22 protein-coding genes and 1 pseudogene are annotated in these 23,572 nt (G+C 58.4%); 2 read left to right on the top strand and 21 right to left on the bottom strand.

What is annotated here, in order from left to right; translation table 11 throughout:
* Window positions 1-129 precede the first annotated feature (129 nt).
* The gene (gene mutT / locus G485_RS0123385) at window positions 130-543 is read right to left on the bottom strand and encodes an 8-oxo-dGTP diphosphatase MutT (protein ID WP_027094531.1); all 414 of its coding nucleotides are present in this window, start codon (window positions 541-543) and stop codon (window positions 130-132) included.
* A 163-nt stretch (window positions 544-706) separates the two neighbouring features.
* Here mutT and G485_RS29595 point away from each other — a divergent pair, with 163 nt between their 5' ends.
* Window positions 707-835, top strand: coding sequence for a DUF4023 family protein (locus G485_RS29595; RefSeq protein WP_035157917.1), 129 nt, complete (start codon window positions 707-709; stop codon window positions 833-835).
* Window positions 836-943: 108 nt separating this feature from the next.
* Here G485_RS29595 and rocF read toward each other — a convergent pair whose 3' ends face one another.
* From rocF to G485_RS27980, 6 genes are all read right to left on the bottom strand, one after another.
* Window positions 944-1,852 carry an arginase gene (gene rocF, locus G485_RS0123395; protein WP_420805834.1) on the bottom strand — a complete coding sequence of 303 codons (909 nt, stop codon included), beginning with the start codon at window positions 1,850-1,852 and terminating at the stop codon, window positions 944-946.
* Between the two features lie 29 nt (window positions 1,853-1,881).
* Window positions 1,882-3,078 carry an ornithine--oxo-acid transaminase gene (locus tag G485_RS0123400; protein WP_027094533.1) on the bottom strand — a complete coding sequence of 399 codons (1,197 nt, stop codon included), beginning with the start codon at window positions 3,076-3,078 and terminating at the stop codon, window positions 1,882-1,884.
* Between the two features lie 718 nt (window positions 3,079-3,796).
* On the bottom strand, window positions 3,797-3,997 hold the full coding sequence (locus tag G485_RS0123405) for a cold-shock protein (RefSeq protein WP_027094534.1): 201 nt from the start codon (window positions 3,995-3,997) through the stop codon (window positions 3,797-3,799).
* A 215-nt stretch (window positions 3,998-4,212) separates the two neighbouring features.
* Window positions 4,213-4,509 carry a DUF2568 domain-containing protein gene (locus tag G485_RS31615; protein WP_084423474.1) on the bottom strand — a complete coding sequence of 99 codons (297 nt, stop codon included), beginning with the start codon at window positions 4,507-4,509 and terminating at the stop codon, window positions 4,213-4,215.
* Window positions 4,496-4,906: a hypothetical protein gene (locus tag G485_RS0123410; protein ID WP_027094535.1), complete on the bottom strand. Its 411-nt coding sequence runs from the start codon at window positions 4,904-4,906 to the stop codon at window positions 4,496-4,498. Before G485_RS0123410 ends, G485_RS31615 begins: the two co-directional genes overlap by 14 nt.
* A 152-nt stretch (window positions 4,907-5,058) precedes the next feature.
* On the bottom strand, window positions 5,059-5,394 hold the full coding sequence (locus tag G485_RS27980; RefSeq protein ID WP_240489256.1) for an RsiV family protein: 336 nt from the start codon (window positions 5,392-5,394) through the stop codon (window positions 5,059-5,061).
* A gap of 361 nt (window positions 5,395-5,755) precedes the next feature.
* Between G485_RS27980 and G485_RS0123420 the strand changes: the two genes are divergently transcribed.
* Window positions 5,756-6,751, top strand: coding sequence for a cellulase family glycosylhydrolase (locus G485_RS0123420; protein WP_027094536.1), 996 nt, complete (start codon window positions 5,756-5,758; stop codon window positions 6,749-6,751).
* Between the two features lie 185 nt (window positions 6,752-6,936).
* Here the strand turns inward: G485_RS0123420 and G485_RS0123425 are convergent, their stop codons facing one another.
* The 14 genes and pseudogenes from G485_RS0123425 to G485_RS27995 form a co-directional block, all read right to left on the bottom strand.
* Entirely contained in the window at window positions 6,937-7,377 is a 441-nt protein-coding gene (locus G485_RS0123425; RefSeq protein ID WP_027094537.1) for a hypothetical protein, read from the bottom strand.
* Between the two features lie 49 nt (window positions 7,378-7,426).
* Window positions 7,427-7,618, bottom strand: a complete 192-nt coding sequence (locus G485_RS31145; protein WP_240489259.1) for an ABC transporter ATP-binding protein — start codon at window positions 7,616-7,618, stop codon at window positions 7,427-7,429.
* Window positions 7,607-7,879 (bottom strand): annotated as a pseudogene (locus G485_RS31150) (ABC transporter substrate-binding protein); the annotation flags it as partial. The gene G485_RS31145 and the pseudogene G485_RS31150, both read right to left, overlap by 12 nt.
* 22 nt (window positions 7,880-7,901) lie before the next feature.
* Window positions 7,902-8,963 carry a LacI family DNA-binding transcriptional regulator gene (locus G485_RS0123435; RefSeq protein WP_240489260.1) on the bottom strand — a complete coding sequence of 354 codons (1,062 nt, stop codon included), beginning with the start codon at window positions 8,961-8,963 and terminating at the stop codon, window positions 7,902-7,904.
* A gap of 90 nt (window positions 8,964-9,053) precedes the next feature.
* Window positions 9,054-9,833, bottom strand: a complete 780-nt coding sequence (locus G485_RS28660) for a helix-turn-helix transcriptional regulator (RefSeq protein ID WP_051318530.1) — start codon at window positions 9,831-9,833, stop codon at window positions 9,054-9,056.
* 460 nt (window positions 9,834-10,293) lie between these two features.
* Window positions 10,294-11,679, bottom strand: coding sequence for an ABC transporter substrate-binding protein (locus tag G485_RS0123445; RefSeq protein WP_169732361.1), 1,386 nt, complete (start codon window positions 11,677-11,679; stop codon window positions 10,294-10,296).
* A gap of 250 nt (window positions 11,680-11,929) precedes the next feature.
* Window positions 11,930-12,976 carry a carbohydrate ABC transporter permease gene (locus G485_RS0123450; RefSeq protein WP_338027802.1) on the bottom strand — a complete coding sequence of 349 codons (1,047 nt, stop codon included), beginning with the start codon at window positions 12,974-12,976 and terminating at the stop codon, window positions 11,930-11,932.
* A gap of 16 nt (window positions 12,977-12,992) precedes the next feature.
* Window positions 12,993-13,904 (bottom strand): carbohydrate ABC transporter permease, encoded by a 912-nt coding sequence (locus G485_RS0123455; protein WP_027094542.1) that lies wholly within the window; start codon window positions 13,902-13,904, stop codon window positions 12,993-12,995.
* Window positions 13,901-16,441 (bottom strand): DUF5696 domain-containing protein, encoded by a 2,541-nt coding sequence (locus G485_RS27990; RefSeq protein ID WP_051318531.1) that lies wholly within the window; start codon window positions 16,439-16,441, stop codon window positions 13,901-13,903. The genes G485_RS0123455 and G485_RS27990 overlap by 4 nt, the downstream gene beginning before the upstream one ends.
* A 12-nt stretch (window positions 16,442-16,453) precedes the next feature.
* Window positions 16,454-17,074, bottom strand: a complete 621-nt coding sequence (locus G485_RS0123465; RefSeq protein WP_027094543.1) for a Yip1 family protein — start codon at window positions 17,072-17,074, stop codon at window positions 16,454-16,456.
* Window positions 17,055-18,536, bottom strand: coding sequence for an NHL repeat-containing protein (locus tag G485_RS0123470; RefSeq protein WP_027094544.1), 1,482 nt, complete (start codon window positions 18,534-18,536; stop codon window positions 17,055-17,057). Before G485_RS0123470 ends, G485_RS0123465 begins: the two co-directional genes overlap by 20 nt.
* 4 nt (window positions 18,537-18,540) lie before the next feature.
* The gene (locus G485_RS0123475) at window positions 18,541-19,407 is read right to left on the bottom strand and encodes a carbohydrate ABC transporter permease (protein ID WP_027094545.1); all 867 of its coding nucleotides are present in this window, start codon (window positions 19,405-19,407) and stop codon (window positions 18,541-18,543) included.
* 4 nt (window positions 19,408-19,411) lie between these two features.
* Window positions 19,412-20,284 (bottom strand): carbohydrate ABC transporter permease, encoded by an 873-nt coding sequence (locus G485_RS0123480; protein ID WP_156922563.1) that lies wholly within the window; start codon window positions 20,282-20,284, stop codon window positions 19,412-19,414.
* A 70-nt stretch (window positions 20,285-20,354) separates the two neighbouring features.
* Window positions 20,355-23,294: an extracellular solute-binding protein gene (locus tag G485_RS27995; RefSeq protein WP_240489257.1), complete on the bottom strand. Its 2,940-nt coding sequence runs from the start codon at window positions 23,292-23,294 to the stop codon at window positions 20,355-20,357.
* Window positions 23,295-23,572: the final 278 nt, after the last annotated feature.

The raw sequence follows: 23,572 nt of genomic DNA on the forward strand, positions 1-23,572 counted from the left end.
GTCGCTCCCCGCGCGGGAGCGTGGATTGAAACGTGCTTGGTGTTACTTGCCGGCGCAATTGGTGCCCGGTCGCTCCCCGCATAGTAACGAAACAAACAGTGACGTACGCCAACGTACTGTTCGTAAACATTATTCCTGCGAATCCCCCTCCTGCACGCCAAATTCCCCGCTCAACCTTTCCACGAAAGGAGCGTCCGCCGGGGCGAACTCGTAACCCGTCAGGTCGCCGGGCTTCACCCATTTACAGTGGTCGTGATCGGCGAGACGGATTCGGCCTCCTATGTATTTGGCCCTGTGCGCGATCAGACGAATGCGGATGTCGCCGTAATCGTGCACGTTCTCGCCCAAGTATTCTCCCGGACTGACGTCGATGCTCATCTCTTCGCGCAGTTCCCTGACGATGCAGGCTTCCGCGGTCTCGCCGGGTTCGATTTTCCCGCCGGGGAATTCCCACAATCCCGCCTGGGACTTGCCTTCGCGCCGCCGCGCGATCAGAATTCGTCCCTCTTCGTCCTCGATAACGGCCGCGGCTACTTCGATCATTTTTACCCTTCCCGTCATTCGTCGTTTGTCTCTATCTTAAGGTTCCAACGAAGTCGGGTTCAAGCGTCGGCGGAACAGACTCGTAGATCCAGGGAGACGTTGGGCATAGTTTCCACGTTAACGGACATCTTAAAATCGTCAATCCCCCAAGGAGGAAAAGCCATTGGACAACACGCGCGAATTTGTCGAGAAGGTTCACGATACGCAGAAGAAAGCGGAGAAAAACAAGCGCAGCGGCCACGGCAACGAAGGCAACGTCTTGCCGGGCAAGCAGCACAGCACCAACAAGTAACGCTGCCGTCCAAGCCTCACGAGCCAAATAGGGCTGCCCCGCCGCAAGCGTTCGCCCTCGCGACCGCTTCCCGGCAAGGCAGCCCTTTCTCCGGCCACCGCCCTTTTCTTACAAGATCCGTTTGCCCAGCAGCGATGCCGCCAGCTCGACCGCGTGGCGTGCCGTCCGCCTGTCGTAATCGAGAACCCCGTTCACTTCCACCAGGTCCATCGACTTGACGATGCCGGATTCGGCCAGCATCTCCATCGCAAGGTGGGCTTCCCGATAGCTCAGGCCGCCGGGGGTCGGCGTTCCGACGCCTGCTGCTTCCGAAGGGTCGAGAGCATCCATATCGAAGCTCAGATGGACGCCGTCCGCTCCTTGTCCGGCGATGTCGATCGCCCGCTCGACAACCTTCACCATACCGAGCTTGTCGATGTCGTGCATCGTGAAGCAGGCGATCCCTTCCGAACGGATGAGCTCCTTCTCTCCCGGATCGATGTCCCGCGCCCCGACGATGACCAGATTCTCTTTGCTTATAAGCGAAGCGCCCGGAATGTCCGTCAGCTTGAACTTTGCCTTCCCAAGCGCAACGGCGAGCGGCATGCCGTGGGCGTTGCCCGAAGGCGACGTATCCTCCGTGTTCAGATCGCAATGCGCGTCGATCCAGATGACGCCTAAGTTGCGGTAATGGGCGGTCAGCCCGGCCAGCGAGCCGATGGCCAGACTATGGTCGCCCCCCAGCACCAGCGGAAAAAAACCCATCGACACGGCCCGCGACACATGCTCGCTCACCAGCCTGCCCATCTCCTGCACTTCGGCCATATACTTGATTTTCCCGGCGCCGGGGTAACCTAAAGAATGAAAGTGGCAATCCACCTCGCTATCCCCGACGATGCTTGCCCCGATGCTTTTGAGCTGACTCAGCAGACCGGCCTTCAGAATGCTCTCCGGCCCCAGCTCCGTCCCCGCGCGACCGCATCCCAGCCAGAAGGGGACCCGGATGAGCCTTACTTTCTTGGTGATGTCCATCTCCATCGCCCTCTCCGTCGGCTTCAGGAACTCGCTTATTCCGCGGCCAGCACGGCCTCGATCCGCTCCAGTGCCCAGTCGATCTCCTCTCTGGCGATAACCAGCGGGGGCGCGAAGCGAATCGTCCTCTCATGCGTTTCCTTGCACAGCAGCCCTTCCGCCATCAGCCGTTCGCAGAACGGACGGGCTTCCCGGTCCAGCTCCACCCCGACGAACAAGCCTTTGCCGCGAATGTCCCGGGTGTAGGGACTCTTGATCTCCCGCAGCCGGCCGATGAAATAATCGCCCAGCCTTTCCGACCGTTCGGCCAGCCCTTCCTCCTCCAGCACCTCCAAGGCGGCGATCGCCACCGCGCAAGCGAGCGGATTGCCGCCGAACGTCGACCCGTGCGAGCCCGGCTCGAACAGACCGAGCACCTCTTCGTCCGCGGCCACCGCCGAGATCGGCATGACGCCGCCGCCGAGCGCCTTGCCCATAATGAGCACGTCCGGCGTTACGCCTTCCCAATCGCAGGCGAATCGGCGACCCGTCCGGCCGAATCCCGTCTGAATCTCGTCCGCGATGAACAAGACGCGATGCTTGGCGCACAGCGCCTTCGCTCCCGCCAAATATCCGGCCGGCGGCACGACGATGCCCGCTTCGCCCTGGATCGGCTCGACGAGCACGGCAGCCGTGTTCGGAGTGATGGCCGTCTCCAACGCCGTCAGGTTCCCGTACGGAACGAGCTTGAAGCCCGGCGTGAACGGGCCGAAGTCTTGCTTGTAGGCTTCCGTCGAGGAGAACGAAGTGACGGTAATCGTCCGGCCGTGAAAGTTGCCCTCGAAGACGATCACCTCCGCCTGCTCCGGCGGCACGCCTTTGCGCCGGTACGCCCAACGCCGGGCGGCTTTGACCGCCGTCTCCACCGCCTCCGCGCCCGTGTTCATCGCCAAAATTTTCGGCTTGCCCGCGTATGCCGCCAGCTTCTCGCAGAACAGCCCGAACATCTCGCTATGGAAAGCGCGGGAAGTCAGCGTGACCCGGTCGGCCTGGTCCTTGAGCGCCTGGACGATTCGCGGATGCCGATGCCCGTGATTGAGCGCCGAGTAGGCGCTCAGCATATCGAGATAGCGCCTTCCCTCGGGGTCCTCCACCCAGACGCCTTCCGCCTTGGCGACGACGATCGGCAGCGGATGGTAATTGCGCGCCGCGAAGCGCTCCGTTCGTTCGATCGCCGCTCGGGATGGCATCATCGGCCTCACCTCACTCCTCGCAAGGGTTTCATCCTAAGATATTCATTTAATGGCGTAAAATGTCCCAGAAAGACGAATTTACGGCACCTTTGGTCTGTTAGTAATGGCATCTGTTCGTCTAGAATCACAGTTTAAAAAACCGGTCCGGCTCCGTGCCGCCCAGTTAATGCAACTATTTCGGATACCTTACGCGGATCGGGCTCCGCATGGAAACCGGTGCCGAATACGATTCAAACGGCAAGCTGGAAAAATTATTAATGTAAAGAAGCGGCTAACTGGTCGCGGGTTAGCTGCTTCTTTATGGAAACGTAGTATAGTTTAAATAGTCACTTCAATGTCCTCGATTTTGGGGGAGATGAAAAAATGAAAAAACTGATCCATCGCCGGCAGCGGTTGCTTCGAACAAGAATCCAAGCGCGAACGACTGGAAAATCCGCTTAAGCCCAGGAACGGTGCCGGATCGCTGCAACGTCGAAGTTTATTATACTGGGGAGGGGAAAATTAAGGATCCCGCCATTTCCTATGGCAGCTCCCGGGTCGCCGCTTCGGCTTCGTTTTCAACCGACTGAACGGCAGATTCAAGAGAACGTATTTGTTAACCAAGAATGACACGCACGGAGGCGGTTCGGCCAATCCGTTCCGCTTGGAGGCCGAAATCGCCCAAAAAGCCCTTGCCTGGTGGCAAGGGCTTTTTGGGGTCACGGACAGAGCCGTAAACTTACAGCTTAATGACGTTCTCGGCTTGCGGGCCGCGGTTGCCTTGCACGATGTTGAACTCAACGTGTTGGCCTTCGTCGAGGGTTTTGAAGCCTTCGCCCGTGATCGCGCTATAGTGCACGAATACGTCGTTGCCGCCTTCCACTTCGATGAAGCCGAAGCCTTTCTCCGGGTTGAACCATTTAACTGTTCCTTGTGCCATTGCAATTCCTCCAAAATTAAAATATACATGTGCTTTTTTTATTCTGGGTTGAAATAAAAAAATTCACATATTGGAAAAGGTTAACCTTCACTAAAAGGACAACCCTTTACAATTTGTGAATTCAGGTCTCCATTTATGTGTCAAGCTTACCACACCTATTCCGTAAATACAATTGTAAGTTGTGCAAAAGGAGCAACTTCATTCTGTAGTGTTGCCTACAACTTGAGCGCATATACCAACATCATGTCGACTGCGGCGACAAAAATAAATCCGATAGCCCACGCTCGCTGGCCGGACGCGCATAAGGCCAGAGCGGCAGCGGCGAAGACGGCGGCCTGGAGAAGCGCACGGACGGGAACCGAGACGGGAATCGCGCGGCGCCTCGAACGCCAAGGACCGCCAGCTTTACGGCTGGAAGCCGCTCTATCCGACCTGGCGGACCGGCTTCGAACGAAGCTTGCATGGCTGATTCGATATCCGCTGCCCGGCCGTTCCGCTTCAAGCGCCCGAATTCAGCTCGAACAGCCGCCGCATGAAATCTTTGCAGATGTCCGGATCGTCCTTGAGGTTCTCCGAAGTAAAGCCCAATACGGCCCATCCCTCCAGGACGAGCTTGTTGTACTGCTCCAAATATTTGCGGTACGACCGGTCGGCGGCATCGCCGTTCTTCAGCGGCTCGCCGATCAGTTGGAACGCTACCGGCCGCTTGCCGATCTTCTCGTAACGCAAATAGAGAATGCCTTCGAGCGGGATATGCGGAAAGGGATAGCCCGCCTTCAATCCCCGGAAACGATAGTCGGTTAACGGACCTAATAATTCACTCAGGAAAATATCCAGCTCCTCCCGAAATTGACGCGCCTCCCCGGCCCGCAAATGGCGGCCGATCCACTTCTCGGCGTTCGGATGCATCGGTTCGCTCCTCCTTGATCGTCGGCAACAAAAAAGCCCGAACGGATATCGCATCTTCGCGATATCCGTTCGGGCATGCTTTGCCACGAATATGATTTGTTAATAGAATACCCTATATTTGGATTTCCGGCAACCGTCCGGCGGCAGGCTTGTCAGCGGAACGCCTTGAGCGGAATGACGAATTCCGGCATGCCCGCCGCATACGGCGTATATTCGTATTGTTCGAAGTAGATGACGAGCCCGTTATGGTTCAGGTAAAAAGGACGGTCCGCCTCAATCGTCTTGAACGGGGTCAGGAGCTCCAGCTTCCGGACTTTGATCTGCTTGGCGATCTCCGCGTTGATGATTGGGACGTAATTCGCATTGCCTTCGGCGGCTTCCTTCAACGTCAGCACGTTCCCCGTGGCCAGATCGAACGTGTAAGGCTGGCGTGCCGTCATGCCGTGAGCCCCTCCGGTGTAGACGTAATAGTCCACGTACAAGCTCAATCGGCCGCGGATGATCCCGTTTAGGCAACTGCATGTAAAGGACGGTTCGGCCCGGCATCGGGTTGCACAGATAACAAATTTCACATAGATAACTAATTTTCACTTGAAACGAAATAACAAAAACACCATTCCGCGATCGATTCTCACGACAAAACTTTGCGAATATCGGGATTTTAGGCGGTTTTTCGTCAAATGATCCCCGTTTACACATTCTGGAAAGGAGAGTATATTTGATTGTGGAATGGAACTGGTTTTTTTGTTTTTGATAACAAATTAACTAACGAAGGAGGTGTTGTTATTCGGCAAATCCGGATTCGATTTGAGTGGGACCAAGACCCAAATAAACAAAGGAGATGATGTTGTGAGAAAAGGATGGAAAGCGCTCGCCTTCCTTGCGGTTGTTCTGCTTGGGTTGTCCGGCTTCACCGTTGCCAGTCCCAATAGCCGGGCGGCTGCAACGGGTTTTTATGTAAGCGGCTCCACGCTTAAGGATGCCAACGGGAATACGTTTGTCATTCGGGGCGTGAACAATCCCCACATTTGGTACGATACCCAAGCCTACAACGCGCTGACGACCATAAAAGCGAATGGCGCGAACGCCGTCCGGGTCGTCTGGAGCACCAGCGGTTCGGCCACGCGGCTGCAGCAAATCGTCGATCGTTTGAAAGCGCTCAAACTGATCGGCATCATCGAGCTTCACGACGGAACCGGCAGCAACAGCACTTCCACCTTGAACGCAATGGCAAGCTATTATGCGGACAGCAGTATCAAGTCCATTTTGATTAACAATGCGAAATATTTGCTCGTCAACATCGCCAACGAATGGGGCGACAGCTCGCTGACCGATGCCGCATGGCGCGACGCGTACCAAACCGCCATTACGACGATTCGCAACGCGGGAATTACGAACACGCTCGTCATCGACGGCTCCGGCTGGGGACAGAACGACTCCCCCATCAAGACCTACGGTACGACGCTATTGAATTACGATCCGCAGCATAACCTGATGTTTTCCATTCACATGTACGGATCCTGGAACACGTCAAGCATGATCGGCACGGAATTGCAAGCGATCAAAAACTTGGGCCTGGCCGTCATGGTCGGCGAATTCGGATACAACTATAACAACGGCAACAACAATCTTGGCAGCAAAGTGGATGCCCAGGAAGTGATGAACCAGTGCCAGTCCAAAGGAATCGGCTATCTCGCCTGGTCATGGACCGGCAACGACAGCGCCAACGCCTGGCTCGACCTGGCGAGCAGCAGCGATTGGACGACGCTGACATCTTGGGGGCAGCTTGTGTTTAACGGAACGAACGGCATCAAGGCGACGAGCTCGGTCGCGTCGGTTTATTGAGGAATCGGGCGAGCCGCTGGCCGTAATCCGGTCGGAGCCGGAAGCGGCAAGCCGCCCAAGGACGATCAAGCTGGGCACCCTTCCAAGTCCGGCGGCCCACAGCCTGCCGGCACGGGTGCTCGAGCTTGAGCGGCCCCCTGCCTGCAGACAACGCGAGACAGCGGGGGCCGCCCACTACCAAAAGCTCAATACCGCTTCACCGGCTCGACGCGATAGACGCCGGCTTCCCCCGGCACGGACGCGATCGCCCAACCGAAGGACAAGACCGATTCGAGCCGCTCCTTCTCGGCGGGCGTCAGCTCCGCCGTGACCGCTTCCCGGCCCTCCTCCAGCTCCAGCTTCGGCTCCTTGCCGAAAGCGACCGCAATCCAGCTCCGAATGCCGCGGACCGTGTTGTACTTGATCCGGTACCCTTCCCGCACCGCGGCCTCGAACGTCTCCGGCTCCCTCGCGGCGAAGGCGGCCAGTTCCCCGTAGTTGAACTGGAAGACGCTCTCGTCCTTCGGCAGGTCGGTTCCCCGCTTCACCCGCTCGATCAGCTCGTCGTCCGTCCAACCCAGCCGCCGCAGCCCTTCCACCATCAACGCGTCCCATTGGGACAACCTTGCTTGTTCCGGTACGGCCATCGTTTGCCCTCCTCCTCGTTTTTCCCCGCAGCTTCGATCCCGCTCCCGCTTACGGCAGCGCGACGAAGTGGCCGGGGCTGACTTCCCGCAATTCGGGCGTCTCCCCGCCCGTCCGGAAATCCGCCGGCTTCGTTACGGTTTTCTCGGCGGCCGCCCGCGGGTCCGGCACCGGGATGGAAGCCAGCAGCGCCTGCGTATAGGGATGCAGCGGATTGTCGTACAGCTCGTCGCTGTCCGCCAGATAGAACGTCTTCTTGCCGTGGTTGACCTGGAACAAAGGCGCGTACAGCGCCTGGTCGATCGTCAGGCTGACGCGGTCGCCCGCGTAAATGGGGTTCAGAATGATCGGGTCGGAAGCGACGCCGATAATAAGGTTGCCTCCGTCCTTCGGTTGATCTCCCGACGCGGTTGCGGATGCGGATGGAGAAGCGGAGCCGCCGGCGGACGGCGATGCCGACGAATCGACTCCCGGACTGCAGGCCCGGCCTTCCTCTTGAGGCAAGGATTGCCTGCTCGTCGCCTTCTTATTCGCCGCCTTCCTTCTCTTTCTTCAATGAATCCCGCAGCAGAATATTGCCGTTGATCAACGTCTTCTCGAACGGCCGTTCGGGCTCCTCCAGCCGGTCGAACAGCATCTCGACGGCTCGTCTCCCCAGAATCGCGTTCGGGACATGGATGGTGCTGAGCGGCGGCAGGCGGGGATCGGTCTCCTCGTCGGTATGGTCGAAGCCGGTGACCGACACGTCCGCAGGAATTTTCACCCCGTTGGCCACCAACGCCTTCATCACCAGATAGGCGAAGAAATCGTTCGCGCAGACGAAAGCCGAAGGCAACCGGTTCTGCTGTACGAGCATCGGAATCTCCTTGTCGACGATCAGATAGGCGTCGTCCTCCAACTGCAGCAGCGGATCTTCGCTCGGGACCGGGACGGGCAGCCCCGCCTCCTCCATTGTAATGCGAAACCCCAGCCAGCGGTCGTGAAAACTTCGCGAATATTTCGGGCTGCCGACGAAGCGCACGTCGCGATGGCCCGATTGGACGACGATGGAAGTCATCTGGCGCATGCAGTCGTAGTTGTTCATAAACACCGTATCCGATGGGATGAGCGGGTCTTCGTGGTCGACCAGGACGAACGGAATACCCGCATGGCGGATTTCGAGGAGGAGCTGCGTGGCGATGTACCCGATGCCGATCAGGCCCAGAACTCCGTCCGGATTAATGCTCTTGAGCGATCGCTCGGAATAGTTCTCGGTCACCATCATGACGCCGACTTCCCGTTCGGCCAGCGCCGCCGACACCCCGTCGATGATTCGCCCCCAGAATAACGATTCCCTGCTTTGAAAACGAACGTTCGGCATAAGGATAATGACGGTGCTCTTGGCCGTTGCGGCCGATTTGCTCTTCGACTCCGGTCCCGAAGGCGACGACTTCCTGATCAAACGGGCTTTCCAGAAATAACCGAGCTCGTTGGCCGCCTGGACGATCTTCATTCGCGTCTCTTCCGCCACGCCCGGCTTGCCGGACAACGCCTGCGACACCGCGAACTTGGACACGCCCACCTGCTCGGCGATTTGCTGCATGGTCACTTTTTTCAATCGTGGTTCACTCCGTTTTGTCTACTTCCCTCATTGTATCAAAACTGCGGCGTTTGAATAGTCGATTTGCAAGTTATCCGCTTACAAGCGTCTGGATTTGAATTCCTTCGCGCTGTATCCCGTATACTCCTTGAACTTCTTATAAAACCAGTCGAGCTGCCGGTACCCGACCTCGTGCGCGATCTCGTAAATTTTCATATCCGTGGTCATCAGCAGCTCCTTCGCCTTCTCCATGCGGACCTGCACCAAATAATCGTTGAAGCTGACCGCCGCGTAGCTCTTGAACAGCCTTCCGAGATAGGCGGGATTGACGAACAGCTGCTTGGCGATCGACTTGAGGCTGACGCCGTCTCCGCAGTTCCGCCGGAGCAGCGCCTTCGCCTCTTCCACGAAAGGATGGGTCGCATCCGCCGCGCATCGGGAGGATCGGCACTCGACCGCATGAAGGGCGGCCGCCAGCGATTTGTTCAAATCCAGGAACGTGTCCATCGGGTCTCCGATGCCGATTCGCACCCGAACCTTGGCGTACTTGGCCAGACAAGAATCCAGGAACGTCCCGAGCCTCTCCATCGCTTCGTCGGTCAATTCTTTTCTTGTCCCGTAGAGGACGATGCCGAACGTATGCTTATGGACGCTAAACACGGTTCCGGCCCGGCCGATAAGATCCTCCAGAACGTTCTGCGCGGCGAAGTGCTTCAACTCCAGCTCTTCGGCGGCGTTCGAATCGTCCTCGGCCAATTTGACAACCATCGTTCGTTGAATCCGCCGGATCTCTTCCTCGCCGGGTTCGGACAGGTCCGGTAACGGAGCATTCGGCATCCGATGCGGTTGGGTCTCGGCAGAAAGCGTATTCATCATCATCGTCCAAACGTCCTCCCTTTGCCTCGATACCCTAATTTTACTACATGTTATTATAAAAACAATATGTATTATGCTAACTAATTAAAAAGATTTTTAATATATAAATCGTTTTCTTCCTTTGGATTAAACGTAATTTCGCCAAATATTAACCAAACAACTCGTGTTAGCGTCGAATTTTGTCTTTTTGTTATCCTAACTTAATGGTGCCGTTCAAAAATCAACTGTTCCACCCTTCTTGCGCGCGAACGCCGTTAGGAAAACAAAAGAACGCTAATTTATCGACCCGCCGACCGTGCTCGAAGACATTCCGGAGGGCAGACCTTCACGCGGATAGAGGGCGCGATAGGGGGCGAAACAGGGGAACCACGGTCCGTTGAAGGATGAAGCGAAGGGATGCACCTTACGCAACGACAAAGAAGCCCGGCCCATCGGCCGGACTCCTCGGAGTCTCTCTTAGCGGCTATTTCACCGAATCGTCGATCGCCTTCTGGAAGATGGACTTCCGGGCTTCGACCGCGGAAGCCGGCGACTTCTTGCCGGTCGTCAGGTCGTCGACCATCGGATAGAAGTCGTTCTGATAAACGGACATCAGCAGCTTGTAGTCGAGAATCTTCAGATGCTTCGACGCTTCGATCGCCATGTCGATATCGTCCTGGTTCGTGAACGTCGATTCCAGCGTCGATTGGCCCGGATATTCGTCCGAAGGCGGCACGTCGTAGATTTTTCTGAAGATATAAAGCACCTTCTCCGGGTCCTTGACGCCCTTCGGAATCGTCCAGAAGCTCGGCTCCGTCGCAGCGGTATAGTACTCGGATGCGGAAGGACCCTTGGGGAACGGAACGAAGCCGAGATCGACGTCGCCCATGTCCTGCTTCACCGATTGGGTCTGCCAGTTGTAGACCGGATACATCAGCACGTTGCCTTTGCGGAAAGCCGGGCCCGGATACTGATAGTCGCTGCGCGTGCCGGCCGGGAAGACGTTCGAGTTCATGACGTCCTGCGTAAACTGCAGCGCTTCGAGCGTCTTCGGGTCGTCGAGCGACTGCTTCTTGTCGTTCAGATTGATCAGGTCGGCGTTGTTGGAAGCGAGCGCGAAATCCATGAAGTCGGAGGAGAAGTCGACGAACCCGTAGTTGTCGCCTTGGGTCGCTTGCGCCGCGACTTTCTTGAACGTGTCCCACGTCCAGGTGCCGTCCTTCACGTATTCGACCAGATCCTTCATGCCCAGCTTCTGAAGCAGGGTGCGGTTATAAAGAATGCCGCTGTAATCGAAATACGGATTGTCGCCCCAGCCGTACAGCTTGCCGCCGAAGGTCGCCAGACTCGCCACGGGTTCGCCGACGAACTTCTCCTTGTCCGCGCCGCTGGCGGTCAGAACATCGTCGAGCGGAAGGATAATGTCCTTGCCGATGATGCCGGGGAACATCCATCCGCGCGTCAGGCGGACGATGTCCGCGAACGGCTGGCCGGCGAGCACGGAGCTGGTCGTCTTCTCGGCGACTTGGTCGTACGCGACGTTCTCGAATTTCAGCGTAAAGTTATACTTCTTCTGCAGGTCTTGGATGTTCTGCAAGATTTGCTTCTCGGACGGCGTGTTCCCGGCCGGCGTCGCATCCCACCAGGCCGCGATCGTAATGGTGCGTCCGCCGAGATCGAAGTCCATCTCGTCCGACGACGCGGACGGGGACGCTTCCGCGCTCGCCGACGGGCTGGCGCTTGGGCTTGGGCTCGGCTCGGACGGGCTGGCGCTCGGACTTGCGTTGTCGCTGCCGCCCGAGCATGCCGTTAAGGACAGCGCGAACACGGCGGACAGGGCCAGCAAAAGCATTTTTTTGGTTGACTTCAACCTGCACAACCTCCCCTTCGAATTCCATTCAAGCTGGCGGCTTCTGGCCATCACTTAATGGTTGATGACTGTTATTGTAGTTGGGCTACCGTTAGGCTACAATCCTACAAACAATACTTTTGACCCTAGTGATTATACTTTCGTAAGCGCAATCATTCCCTGCCGGATGCGGCGGCGGAGCGGCCGTTCCCGCCACTGGGCAGGATACGAAGATGCCGGTTCCGGACGCGAGCCGGCTCCGAATAACGGGTTATCCAACAAGGCCGGTCCGGTCGATGCTCTCCACGAAGTAGCGCTGAACAAAGAAATACATGACGATCAGAGGCAAAATCGACAGCAGCAGGCCGGTATCGACGAGCATGGACGCCTGGAACGGGTCGATCTGGGCGGAGCCTCCGGCGCCGCCGCCGAGCAGCACGCTCACCTTGTACGGCAGGCCCAGCGTCGCGTTCGTCAGCGTATTCATGTTCGGCAGGAAATTCGACGTGAAGAACGTGTCGTTCCATTGCCAGACGAACGCGAAGAGCATGACGGTCACCATCGCCGGAATCGCGTTGGGCAGCATGATCGCCACGAAGCTTTTGAACACGCCCGCCCCGTCGACGAACGCCGCCTCCTCGATCTCCTTCGAGAGCCCGCGGAAGAACTGGCGGAAAATGTAGATGAACAGGCCGGACTTCAGCGCGTTGCCGGTCGCGGCGGTCAGAATGAACGGCCAATACGTGCCGAGCATGTTGAGGCCGTGGCCGGTCGTCAAATGGAACAGGCCGAATACGTCGAACGATTTGAAATTGACGTAGCTCGGAACGAGAATCGTCTGCGGCGGCACGAGAATGGTCAGAATGACGCCCGCGAACAGAAGGTTGATTCCCCGAAACGGCAGCTTGGCGAACGCGTAGCCGGCCAGGGCGCAGCTCAGCGTCTGCAAAATCGTCGTGACCGCGGACAGAACGAAGCTGTTGCGAATTGCGTCGAAATAATCCATGACGTCGATGGCCGTCCGGAAGTTCTCGAGCGAGAACTTCTCGGGAATCCACATGACGGTCGGATTGGTAAGGTCTTCGACGGTTTTGAACGCCGCGGATACCTTCAGCAGAATCGGATACAGAATGACGAACGCCATGCCGATGAGCAGAATCGCCCGGACAAGCGACCAGAGCCGCTTCGCCCATTTGTCGATATTCAGATAGCGCCGCTTGACCGCTTCCATGGCCGTCTCGAGGCGCGGGGCGGCCGCCCGGACCGGATCGTTCGCGGCTCCTTCCGCCTTCGCCGGCGCGCCGGGGCTATGGCTCATGTTCATTCCTCCTCTTTTATTCGTGGTAGAACACCCTTCTCGATACGATAAACACGCTGACGGCCAAAATGCAGGCGACGATGCCGAAGTAGATCCAGGCCATTGCCGAGCTGAGCCCGAAGTTCAAGTTTTTGAAGGCGGTCGTATCGATCAGTTGGGTAATCTTGTTGTTCATGAACGAGTCGATAATCGTGTACACCAGGTTCGTCAGAATAAGCGGGCTGACCATCGGAAACGTGATTTTCCAGAACGCCTCGTACCCGGTCGCCCCCTCGATTCGGGACGCTTCGTAGAGCGAAGGCGAGATCGACTGCAAGCCCGCCAGGAAAATGAGAATCTGCACGCCCGACTGGCTGATGATTTCATAGATTCGGTCGACCGCGCCCGTCAGATAATTGACGATCGTCTCGCTGACGCCGATATCAAGCAGCATGTAGCGAAGCTCGACGCTCTGCAGGAAGCCGCTCGCCGATGCGCCGGTCGGGTCGCTGGACGCGAGCGCCTGCTGCATAATTTGCTGCATGAAGCCGGCGTTCGTAATGCTGATTGCGATGCCCGACGCCAGAATGACGGGCAGGAAGAAGATCGAGCGGGCGAACGCCCGTCCGATGAACTTCTGGTTCAGAAGAACGGCGATGAACAGGCTGAAAATGAGGATGAGCGGAACGTTGACGATCATCTCTCCGACCACCGTCATCAGATCGCGCACGAAATTCGGATCCACATAAAGCGCCTGCTTGTAATTTTCCAACCCCTTGAACGTCAGGGAATAGCCGGTATCCGTCGCCTTCAGCTCGTTGAAGCTGTAGAGGATGGAATTGTAGATCGGGACCGCGAAGAAGAACACGAACCCGAGGAACCAGGGCGTCAGGAACAGCATGCCGGTCAAGGCTTTCCTCTGTTGGAACGAACGCTTCGGGTTGCTCATGGGGTCTCCCCTCCGACGGCGAAATCTTGGACTTTGATCTCCCGGCCGTCGACCGTGACGGCATACGGGTTGTAATTGACGGTAACGGATTTGCCGCCTTCGAACGTCGTGCGGTAGACGCCTTCCATCAGCTTGCGGTGATCCGTGATCGGTTTGTCCTGCACGTCGCGCAGCGCTTCGTTCACGGTGTTGTAAGCGTCGACGGCTTGCTGGAACCACGTCTCATAGTTGACGGAATACAAATAGGTAAAATCCGTGTTCTGCACCTTGTCGTTGCTGGCGTAAATCCACTTGAAATAGACGTTCGACCCGTATTCGATCGATTGAAGCACGTATTTCTTCACGTCCGCTTCCGGGGACAGATTCAGCGGCGCGCCGGAATAGCCGACGAAGCCGTGGAGCACGATCTGATAGAACGGAACCGATTCGTCGGTCAGGTTGTAGCCGTTGTTCGTCATCGGCGCCTCGACGACGTCCTTCACGTACGGAAGAACGTAAGCGTTGCCGCCGTCGGCCATCACGTCCGGAAGCTGCTTGCCGATTTTCTCCAGCTGTTGCTTGTCGATCTCTTCCGCCTGTACGCGGTCGACGACATGCCCCCGCCGGTAGTCCCCTTCCAGCATGTGCCCCATGTTGCGGACGGAAAGGCCCGTGCCTCCGTACTTGCCGTATGCGCTCAGGAAGCGGTCCACGACGTACGGAACGAGCCGGGCGGACAACGGACGGGCCCAATCCGTTCGTTCCCATACCCAGGCCGCCTGCCGGTTGACGTAGCGCGAGACGGCTTTGGACTCGCTGTACTTGCCTCCCGTCGAATACAAGTGGGTAAACGAGACGTCCGGGTACAGCGTGACGCCTTCCCGCTTCGCGTAAGCGACCAGATCCTTGTAGCCGCCGCTGCCGCCGAGGCTCGAATCGATATCGACATGGTCGGCGGCCTTGTGGCTGACGCCTTTGTTGAACCAACCGGAGAGCCGCACCTTCAACTGGTCGATGCCCTGCTCCTTCAGCTTCCCGATCAGCGTCTCCGTCTGCTTGAAGGTGGTCAGCGGCAGCAGCGCCTTGTAAGGAATGCCGAGGAACGATTCCCGCTTCGGAATGCCGTTCACGACTTCCAGGTAGAAGGGCAGGGAATCCTTCTTCTCCAGCTTCGTCAGCCCTTGCTGCGCTTGCAGGTAATGGCGATAGTACGCGGCCATGCCGGTGTAGCTCGCCTGGTCGCCCGACAGGAAGGCGTACCGGACGGAGAAGTCCGAGTAGACCGGGCGCTGCTGGAACACGGCGATCTGCTTCGATTTGGTGCTGGAGTCCGACGTCGTCGCGGACAGATTGATCTTCTCCTGCGCGAGCAGCTGGAAGCTGGGATAGACGCTGTTGTAGGAGCTCTTCATGCGGCTGACCTCGGCATGGATCGTCGCGACCGCCGCGCCCTGGTCGATGATCGCCACGAAGGCGGCATCGTTCTTCTTCATCCCGTACACCGGAAGGCGGATCGGCTGGATCGTCGGATCGTCGTCGATCTCCCCGTTCCACGTGCCCCCGTCGTCCCCGTATACGGGCTGCGTGTAGGCTTCGTAGCGCTCCTTGCCGTTGTTCAGGTAGATCAGGCTCCCGGAGCCGTCCGGAACGAACATATAACCTTGATCGCTCGTATCGGCCGCGCCGAAGTAGGGCAGCACGGTCAGCTCGGTCAGCGGGAACGACCCGGGATATTCGATCTCCTTCGTCGGCACCCGGACGACCAGCTGATTGTCCTGAAGCGTATATTCGACGGCCGCCTTGAACACTTCCCGGTCCGCCGACGCGCCGGCCCCTTCGTTATCCTTGGCCAGATCCTCGGCCGTGTACCCCGCTTCCTTAAAGGCGGCGATCACCTTGTTCAGCGCCAGCGCGGTCAGCTCTTTGTCGTTGCGTTCGTAGACGTCCTTGTTGTTGTCGTTCTTGTACGCTTTGAACAGGTAGCGCTCGTATTTCTTGCCGACTTTGTCCAGAATGAGCGACTGGTAGCGCTCCGCGCTGATGCGCTTCGGAAGAACGTCGATGCCGCTCGACGCTTTCCCGATCGTGTAGGTGACCTTCAGCCCGCCCTCGATCGGCTCGGCGACAGCCTGCTTCAGCTGCACGCTGTCCTGGCCCGACGTCATCGACGATTGCTGGCCGGTTTTATTGCTGTAATTGACGATCAGCTGCGAAGACAGCTGGTCTCGGACGGACGCGTTGGCGAGCGCGTCTTCCTGCGCTTTGGCGGGATTCGAACGCCACACGTTCCCGGCCTCGTCCCGGACGGCGATGCCGAACGTATCTTTGTCGTAATAGAGAGACAGCTTGCCGTTGGATGCGACGCCCTCCATGCCTTCGAGCGGAACGGCCGGCTTCGTGAAGCCGGTATCGGCGGCGGTAGCCGGCCGCACCGCCGCGTCCCGCAAGTCGGGGACATCGGCGATGGCCGGCGCAACGTTCCACCGGTTGTACCCGTACCATCCGAAGCCCAGTGCGAGGACGACGATCAGGGCGACGATGCCGCGTATTTTTTTCATCTGATCCGCCCCCTATCCGCGAAACTGCAGTTCTTTGTAGATCGTAAAAACGAAGCTGTACATCTGTTGAACGAGACTGAAAAACAGCATGCAGAGAAACACGATGAAGCCCATGCAGACGATGGTCAGGAAAATGGTTGTCAGCGTCTTCAGAACGGTGTACTGATGAACGGTCATCGTCGCCACGAACAGCAGGTAGAGGAACCAGACGATCGCAAAGCTGTTCAGGTAGTAATAGAAAGCGGATTCCTCCACCGTAATGAACCGGCTGTAGAAAGCGGACGGGATGAACAGCAGGAAGATCGGCAGCATCGCATAAGCCGAAGCGACGACGATCTCCTTGAATTTCCCCTCCCCGTCCATCAGCGTCGTCAGCGACCAGTTCGCCACGCACCACAGGAAAAACGGCAAAATGACGTTCCGAAGCTGGATCAGGCTGTTGAATGAATTCGGATGATGCTTGTTGACGACGAACCCCGAATACTGGTATTGGTACATGACGGCCACCGACACGAGGAACAGAATCGCGAGCGCGATGGCCACGCGCCCTTTGTTGTCGTACTTCAAATCCCAGAAGCCTTTGAACGGGTGGACGGTCACGTAGAAGGGAAATTTAAGAAGCTCCTTCCACATCGGACATTCCCCCTTTTCTTCGCTTGAATTTGCGGTATTGCGACCAGGCGGCCCACAGGACGGCCAGCCCCAGAATCGACGTCAGAATCGTGTTGAAATGCTCCTTCAGCACATCCTTGCGATAACGCTGATAAGCTTTCGAGTAGGCGAACCGGTCCAGACCGAGCTTCGCGTCCTTGACGGCCGCTTCGTGGTGGCCCTGGCGCAGCATCGCCTTGCTGACGCCGATGTAGGCGATGTTGAGGTTCGCGTCCAGCTCGAGCACCTGCTTCCACAGCTCTGCCGCCTTGCTCTGATTGCCGATGTAGTCGTTGTGCACGGCTTCGTTCACCAGTTTGCCGAACGGCGTCGGCCGGTAGATCGTGAAGCGCAGGTCGTGCTTGTCGAGCACGAGAATGTCTTCGCCGACGCGCTCCAGCGCCGCAGGCTCCTGCAAAGTGCCGACCCGGTCGCCGATCGCTCCGAAAATGTAAAGCAGCTTGCCTTCGGAGCTGTAGGTGAAGATGCGGCCCCGCTTGTTGTCGAGCGCGCTGTACGTGCCGTCCGGTCCGACGTCGATGTCGACCAGCCGGGAAGGGCCCTTGGCCGGATTGTATTGCAGGTCGCCCGACGGATTGGCGAAGCCCTGCCGGATCAGCACGTCCGTCCCGGTCGGATTGTGGCGCTGGATCGGCTTCGGCGACGCGCCCGAATTGTCGGCGGTCGTCGTGAAGACGAAGCCCTGGCTGTCCAGGTCCATGTTCGTGTATTCGGTCGGAACGAACGAGATCATCCGCTCCTTCTGCGCCTCCGTGGACAAATATTTCTTCCAGACGTAATCGGCGACGCCGTATTTGACCCGGTTCGCGGCGAAGTAGCTCTCGAACGCCCCTTGGCTGTCGAACTGCATGATGCCGTCGAAGACGTGATCGGCGATGACGTAAACCCGGTTCGCGGAGTCGACGGCTACCTTCTTCGGATCGAAGACGAAGTCCGCGGCGAAAAACTCCGATTTGGGAGCGGCGATGATGAGCCCGGCCTTCCCGCCTTCGTCCAGCCGGACGACCCGGTGGTTGCCCGTATCCGCCACGTAGATGGCGCCCGCCTGCGTGACGAACACCCCTTGCGGCTTGTTGAACGTATCCTCCTTGCCGCCGTTGTCGAACTTGTCATAGCTGCGGACGAACCTGTATTGGCCGTCCAGCTCCACGATCCGGTTGTTGCCCGTATCCGCGACGAAGATCCGGTTGTCCGCCGTTACGTACAGATCCTCGGGCGCGCTGAACGGGCCGATTCCGAGCCCTTCTCCGGTGACGACGCCCGCCGGAGCGTAAGCCGCGGGCGACCAGGTCTCTTCGCCCCAGCCGTCGTAGGTGTAACCCGTGTACGGAACGGCGGCTTGCACGGGGGTCGCGGCCAGCGAGAGCGCGACGGTTAGCGCAGCGGAGACGGCAAGCTTGCGCATCCAATGTGTTGGTCTCATGCCTCTACTCCTTCATCCCGGAGCTGGCCATCGTCTGGATGATGCTGCTCTGGGACACGATGAATATGGTCACCGGCACGATCATCATGAACATGGCGACGGCCGCGCCGGGGCCCGCCCGGACGATGCCGCCGGCGACGATCTGATTCAGCGCGTAAGGAAGCGTCTTCAATTGCTCGCTGTAGATGAAGTTGCCGCCCCACGTCCCCCACAGCGTCTGGAACGACAGAATGGTCAGCGTCAGCCAAGCCGGCTTGACGAGCGGCATGACGATCTGCCAGAAAATCCGGTACTCGCTGGCGCCGTCGATCTTGGCCGCTTCGAGCAGGGCGTCCGGAATCTGCTCCATGAACTGCTTCATCAGGTACAGGCCGAGCGAGTAGGCGAACGCGGGCACGATGATCGCCGCGTACGTGTTGATCCAGCCGAGCCACGACATGATGAGATAGTTCGGAATGTTCGTGACCTTCGGCGAGAACATAAGGCTGAGCACCACGATCGCGAACAAAATTCGCGCGCCCGGGAATTTGTGCTTCGCCAGCGGATAAGCCGCCGCGGAAGCGATAATGACGTGCCCGGCCGTGCCGGTCAGCGTAATGAAGACGGTATTGAAAATGTAGCGGGTGAACGGCACCCACGAATTCGACATCAGGTGGAACAAGTCGATGAAGTTGTTGAGCGTCGGATGCCGGACCCACAGCGTCGGCGGGAAGAGAAACAGCTCGTTCAGCGGCTTCAGCGCGTTGCTGATCGTGTAAACCAGCGGAACGACCATAAAGGCGGCGAAAACGGCCAGAAACAGGAACAGGAACAAGTCCCCCGCGAAGGATCGGTTGAGCCGCTTCTGCTTGGGAGTCGATATGGCGCTCATGGGGCTAGTCACCTACCTTTTTCAGCAGCTTCTGCACGATGATATTGGCTCCGACCATGACGACGAACAGAACGGTCGCGATGGCCGAAGCGTAGCCCATCTCGAAGCGGATCGTGCCGTAATCCTCCAGATGGGTGACGATCGTGTGCGCCGCGTAGTTGACGCTGGGGAAGCCCGCGAGCTGCGTCGACACGTCGGCGACGGCGAACGAAGAAGTGATCTGCATGACCGCGCCGAACAGCAGCTGCGGCCGCATCGCCGGGAGCGTAATGAACCACAGCTCCTGCCAGCGGTTGCGGATGCCGTCCACCGCGCCGGCCTCGAACAGGGAGCGGTCCACCGTCTGCAGCCCGGCGATGAAGGCCAGGAAGCTGACGCCGAGGCTCAGCCACAGTTGAACGAGCAGAACGATCCAGAGCACGTAATGTTCGTCCCGCAAAAATTGAATCGGCTGGTTGATGAGCCCCAGATCGAGCAGAAACCCATTGACGTATCCGTAACGGTCGCCGGAGAAAATAATCTGCCAAATGAAAAACACGTTGCCGGAGATGGAAGGCGCGTAAAAAAACAACGTCATCAACGCCCTCGTCTTCGGCCTCAGCTCGTTGACGAGCCAGGCGAACACGAAGCACATCAAGTAGCTGATCGGCCCCGTGATGCCGGCGAACAGGAACGTGTTCTTGACCGCGATGAGGAAGACGTCGTCCTCCAGGAACATCCGCGTATAATTGTGCCAGCCGATCCACTTCGGGAATTCCAGCAGGTTGAAATACGTAAAGCTGAAAACGATCGCGATGCAGACGGGCAGCACCGTGAACAGGAAGAACAGCAGCATGTAGGGAGCCATCAGCACGTAAGACTGCCTGTGCTTCTTCATCTCCCGCAGCGTGCGCGAGAGAGGGGCGAACCGCACGATGCGCGCGGACCGCTGCGGCTTGCCCGGTCGTTCAATCTCCGCTCTGACCACTCGCGGATCCCCCCGATCTGCTCGATAAGCCGAATTCCTTGCGTTTGTTCGCGATTTCGTTGTTCATGTTCACCACTTGGTCGTACAGGGAATCCCGCGGATTCTCGCCGGAATTGATCACTTTCCGGAAGGCGTTGTCCAGAATCCGGCCCGTGAAGTAGCCGCCCGGCACTTCGGGAATGCCCTTCACCCATTGCCGCTGCTCGGCCAGCGTCTTATAGTCCGAGACCGGCCACGGCAGCTCGGCCAGCGCTTCGATGTTCGCCGTCGGATACCGTGCCGACTCGCCCATAAGGCTCTCCATCTCGCGGCCGTACTGGACCTGCGTCTCCTTGTCCGTCCACCACTTCATAAATTCCCACGCCGCCTGCTTGTCCTTGGCCGCGTTCAGCATCATGACCGCCGTGCCGTTGCTGGACACGGTGCGGTCGATCGTGCCGTCCTCCTTCTTCGTGCCGGGCACGAGCGTAAAGCCCCATTGGCCGCGAATTTCCGGAGCGAACACCGTCAGCGTGTTGTAGGTCGTATAGGCGTCGATGCCGATCGGCACCTCGCCGAGCCGGAACCGGTTCACGAAGTCGTAATCGACCGGGAACTGGTACGCCGTGTACAGATCCGTCCACTGCTGGAACGTGGACATGGCGATTTCGCTGTCCAGATCGCTGGCGACGCCGTCTTCCTTGTAGAAGCTCCCCCCGTGCTGGTAGAGCAGCATCGCGAACGCCTCGTTGATCGGCAGCGCCGGCGGCTGCTGAATTTTCGTGTTGAGAATCGGAAGGCCGAAGTCCATGTTGTTCTTCTTCAAATCCGGCAGCATCTTGTAAACGTCGTCCCACGTCTGCGGAATTTGAAGCCCCAGCTCCTCCAGAATGTCCTTCCGGTAGAACAGCACGTCGAACACTTGCTGCTCCGGCAGGGCGTACACGCCGCCGTTGAAGCGGTAAGGCGTCATCGCGCTGTCCTCGAACCGCTTCGCCACCTCGGCGAAGTCCGGGAACTTGCTGATGTCGTAAGAAGCGCCGCGCATCGCGTAGTTGACGGGGTCGCCGTTGCCGATCATCATCGCGACGTCGGGGCCTTGGCCCGCGAGCGTCGCCGACAGCAGCGTGCTCATGTCGACCAGCTTCAGGTCGACGCCGATGTTCTTGAGCGGCGTGAAGCTGTCGTCGACGAGTTGCTTGATGACCTGAGCCTGATCGCGCCCGGTGCCGATCCAGACGGTCACCTTCTTGCTTCCCTCGGCCGAACTGCCGATCGAGTTGTAATCTTCGAGGAACGAGTAGGCGAAGGTCGACAGATTGTGCCGGATGGAAGCCAGCGTTGTCGCTCTTGCCCTCGGCAGCTTCTCCTCGGGACTCGCAAGCGTCAGGTAATCGACCTGCAGCGGCATCTCCCGCACGGTCAGCAGCCACGTGCCGAGCGAGCCGACATCCGTCTTGAACTGCTTCAGGTTCGAAGGCACCGAATCCGGCTTGTCGGCGAAATCCCGCATTTCCTTGGCCAGCATGTACAGAATCGCCGTCTTGTCGCTCTTCTCTCCGGTAATCGTCCGCAGCTTCTCGGCGACGGTATACAGGACGTCGCTCTGCCGCCGGAACACGTCCGCCATCTCCGGAATGCGCTTGCCAAGCTGATAGTCGCGGAACGGGTCCGGATCGGCCGACGTAATGACGAGCACTTTGCGGTAAATTCGGTTCATTTCGAGCATGCTGGACTGCACCGTTCGGACGAGCGAGGCGACCTCGCCCAGGTCCGTCACCAACCGGATCGAGTGCTTGCCTTTGGTCAGATGGAACAGATACGGCTCCTTCCCGTCTCCCGGAACGACCATCTGCCAATTCGGGCTGTAGTAGAACGGGATCGATTCCATCTCCTTGAAGGGCACGGCTCCGTCCACTTCCAGCCTCCGGTTCGAGAACAGCCCGCGAAGCTGGTCCTGCCTCACCTTCAATCCGATCTGGTAGAGTCCGTCCTGCGGCGCCTCCACTTCCCATTCGATCCATTGGCCGGGCAGCCGCCAGTTGATGCCGCCGATCGTGTTCAGCCGGATTTTGGAAGCGCTGTACGGTTCCGTGGCGGGACTGGAATGGTCCGAGACCGGATACAGCGTCGGCGAAGATTTGAGCGTCGCGTTCTCCCCCTGCACTTTGACTTCGACGCCTTGCGTCTTCGCGTAGCCCTGCTCCTCGTATTGCTGCTTAAGCTCCGCATAAGTCGGCGGCTCCGGCTCCTGGTACAGCTCCAGATAGTCGACGACCATCGGCTCGCGAAGGCCTGTAAGCGTCAGCGTGTGCTCGCCCTTGGTGAAGTAGAACCGGTAAGGCTCGGAGTACAGTCCTTGCGAATCTTGGAAAGGCGCCTCCAGCCACGAAGGCACCTCCTCCTGGCTCGGGCGGATCTCGTTCCCCCGGTTGTCCCGCTTGAACGTCTCCGTCGCGTTGCGCCATACCCGGTCGAACGTGACCGAGGAAGCCTCGTCGAAGGGAAGCTTCCCGTCGATGGCGACCTGGCGTTCGATCTCCGCGCTTTTTCCCGGTTCCGTGAAGTAACGAATCTTGATCTGGTACAAGCCTTCCGCGGGCACGTCGAACTTCCAGGTGACGGACCCGGTGTCTCCCGTTCGGAGCACAGGGTCCGAAGCGCCTTCGTATTCGGACAGCACCTCGCAATCGCAATCCGAAGAAGAGTAGGAAGCGCCCGGAATGCGGACCGTCTCCGCGGGCCTGGGCGCGCTCGCATACTTGTTGAGATAGTTCTGGTAGCTGCCTTCCGCGTAGGTCTGCAGTTGGTCCAGATCCGCGATGAGATTCGCGTGCACCGTTCCCTTGGGCGTACCGTAAATCCACCAAGCGAGGACGCCGACGACGACCGCGGTCCAAAGCGCAGGCTTCAGATACCGGTGACGTAGAAGTCGCTTCAACACAATAGGAATCACTCTCTTTCTTCTGCTAAATGGCCGGAGGCACCGTCGATTTCCTTATTCTAGGGCACCCCCCACCTCCCAACAATCCGAGTGATTATACCTGTTAACCCTATTAACGATATCTTTTGGGCGGGCTTGGGGAGGGACGTTGGCAGACCGCGAGCTTCTATGGCGGACGCTCTTGCGGAAAAGAGAAAGAAGCTCAGAACATGAGCTTCTTTGGCCGAAATTCGGCGGGACGGGCGAATGTAGCTCAGACTCTGAGCTTCTTTGGC

Origin of the sequence: Cohnella thermotolerans DSM 17683 (assembly GCF_000429825.1) — a bacterium.
In the GTDB taxonomy this organism is placed as follows: Bacteria; Bacillota; Bacilli; order Paenibacillales; family Paenibacillaceae; genus Cohnella; species Cohnella thermotolerans.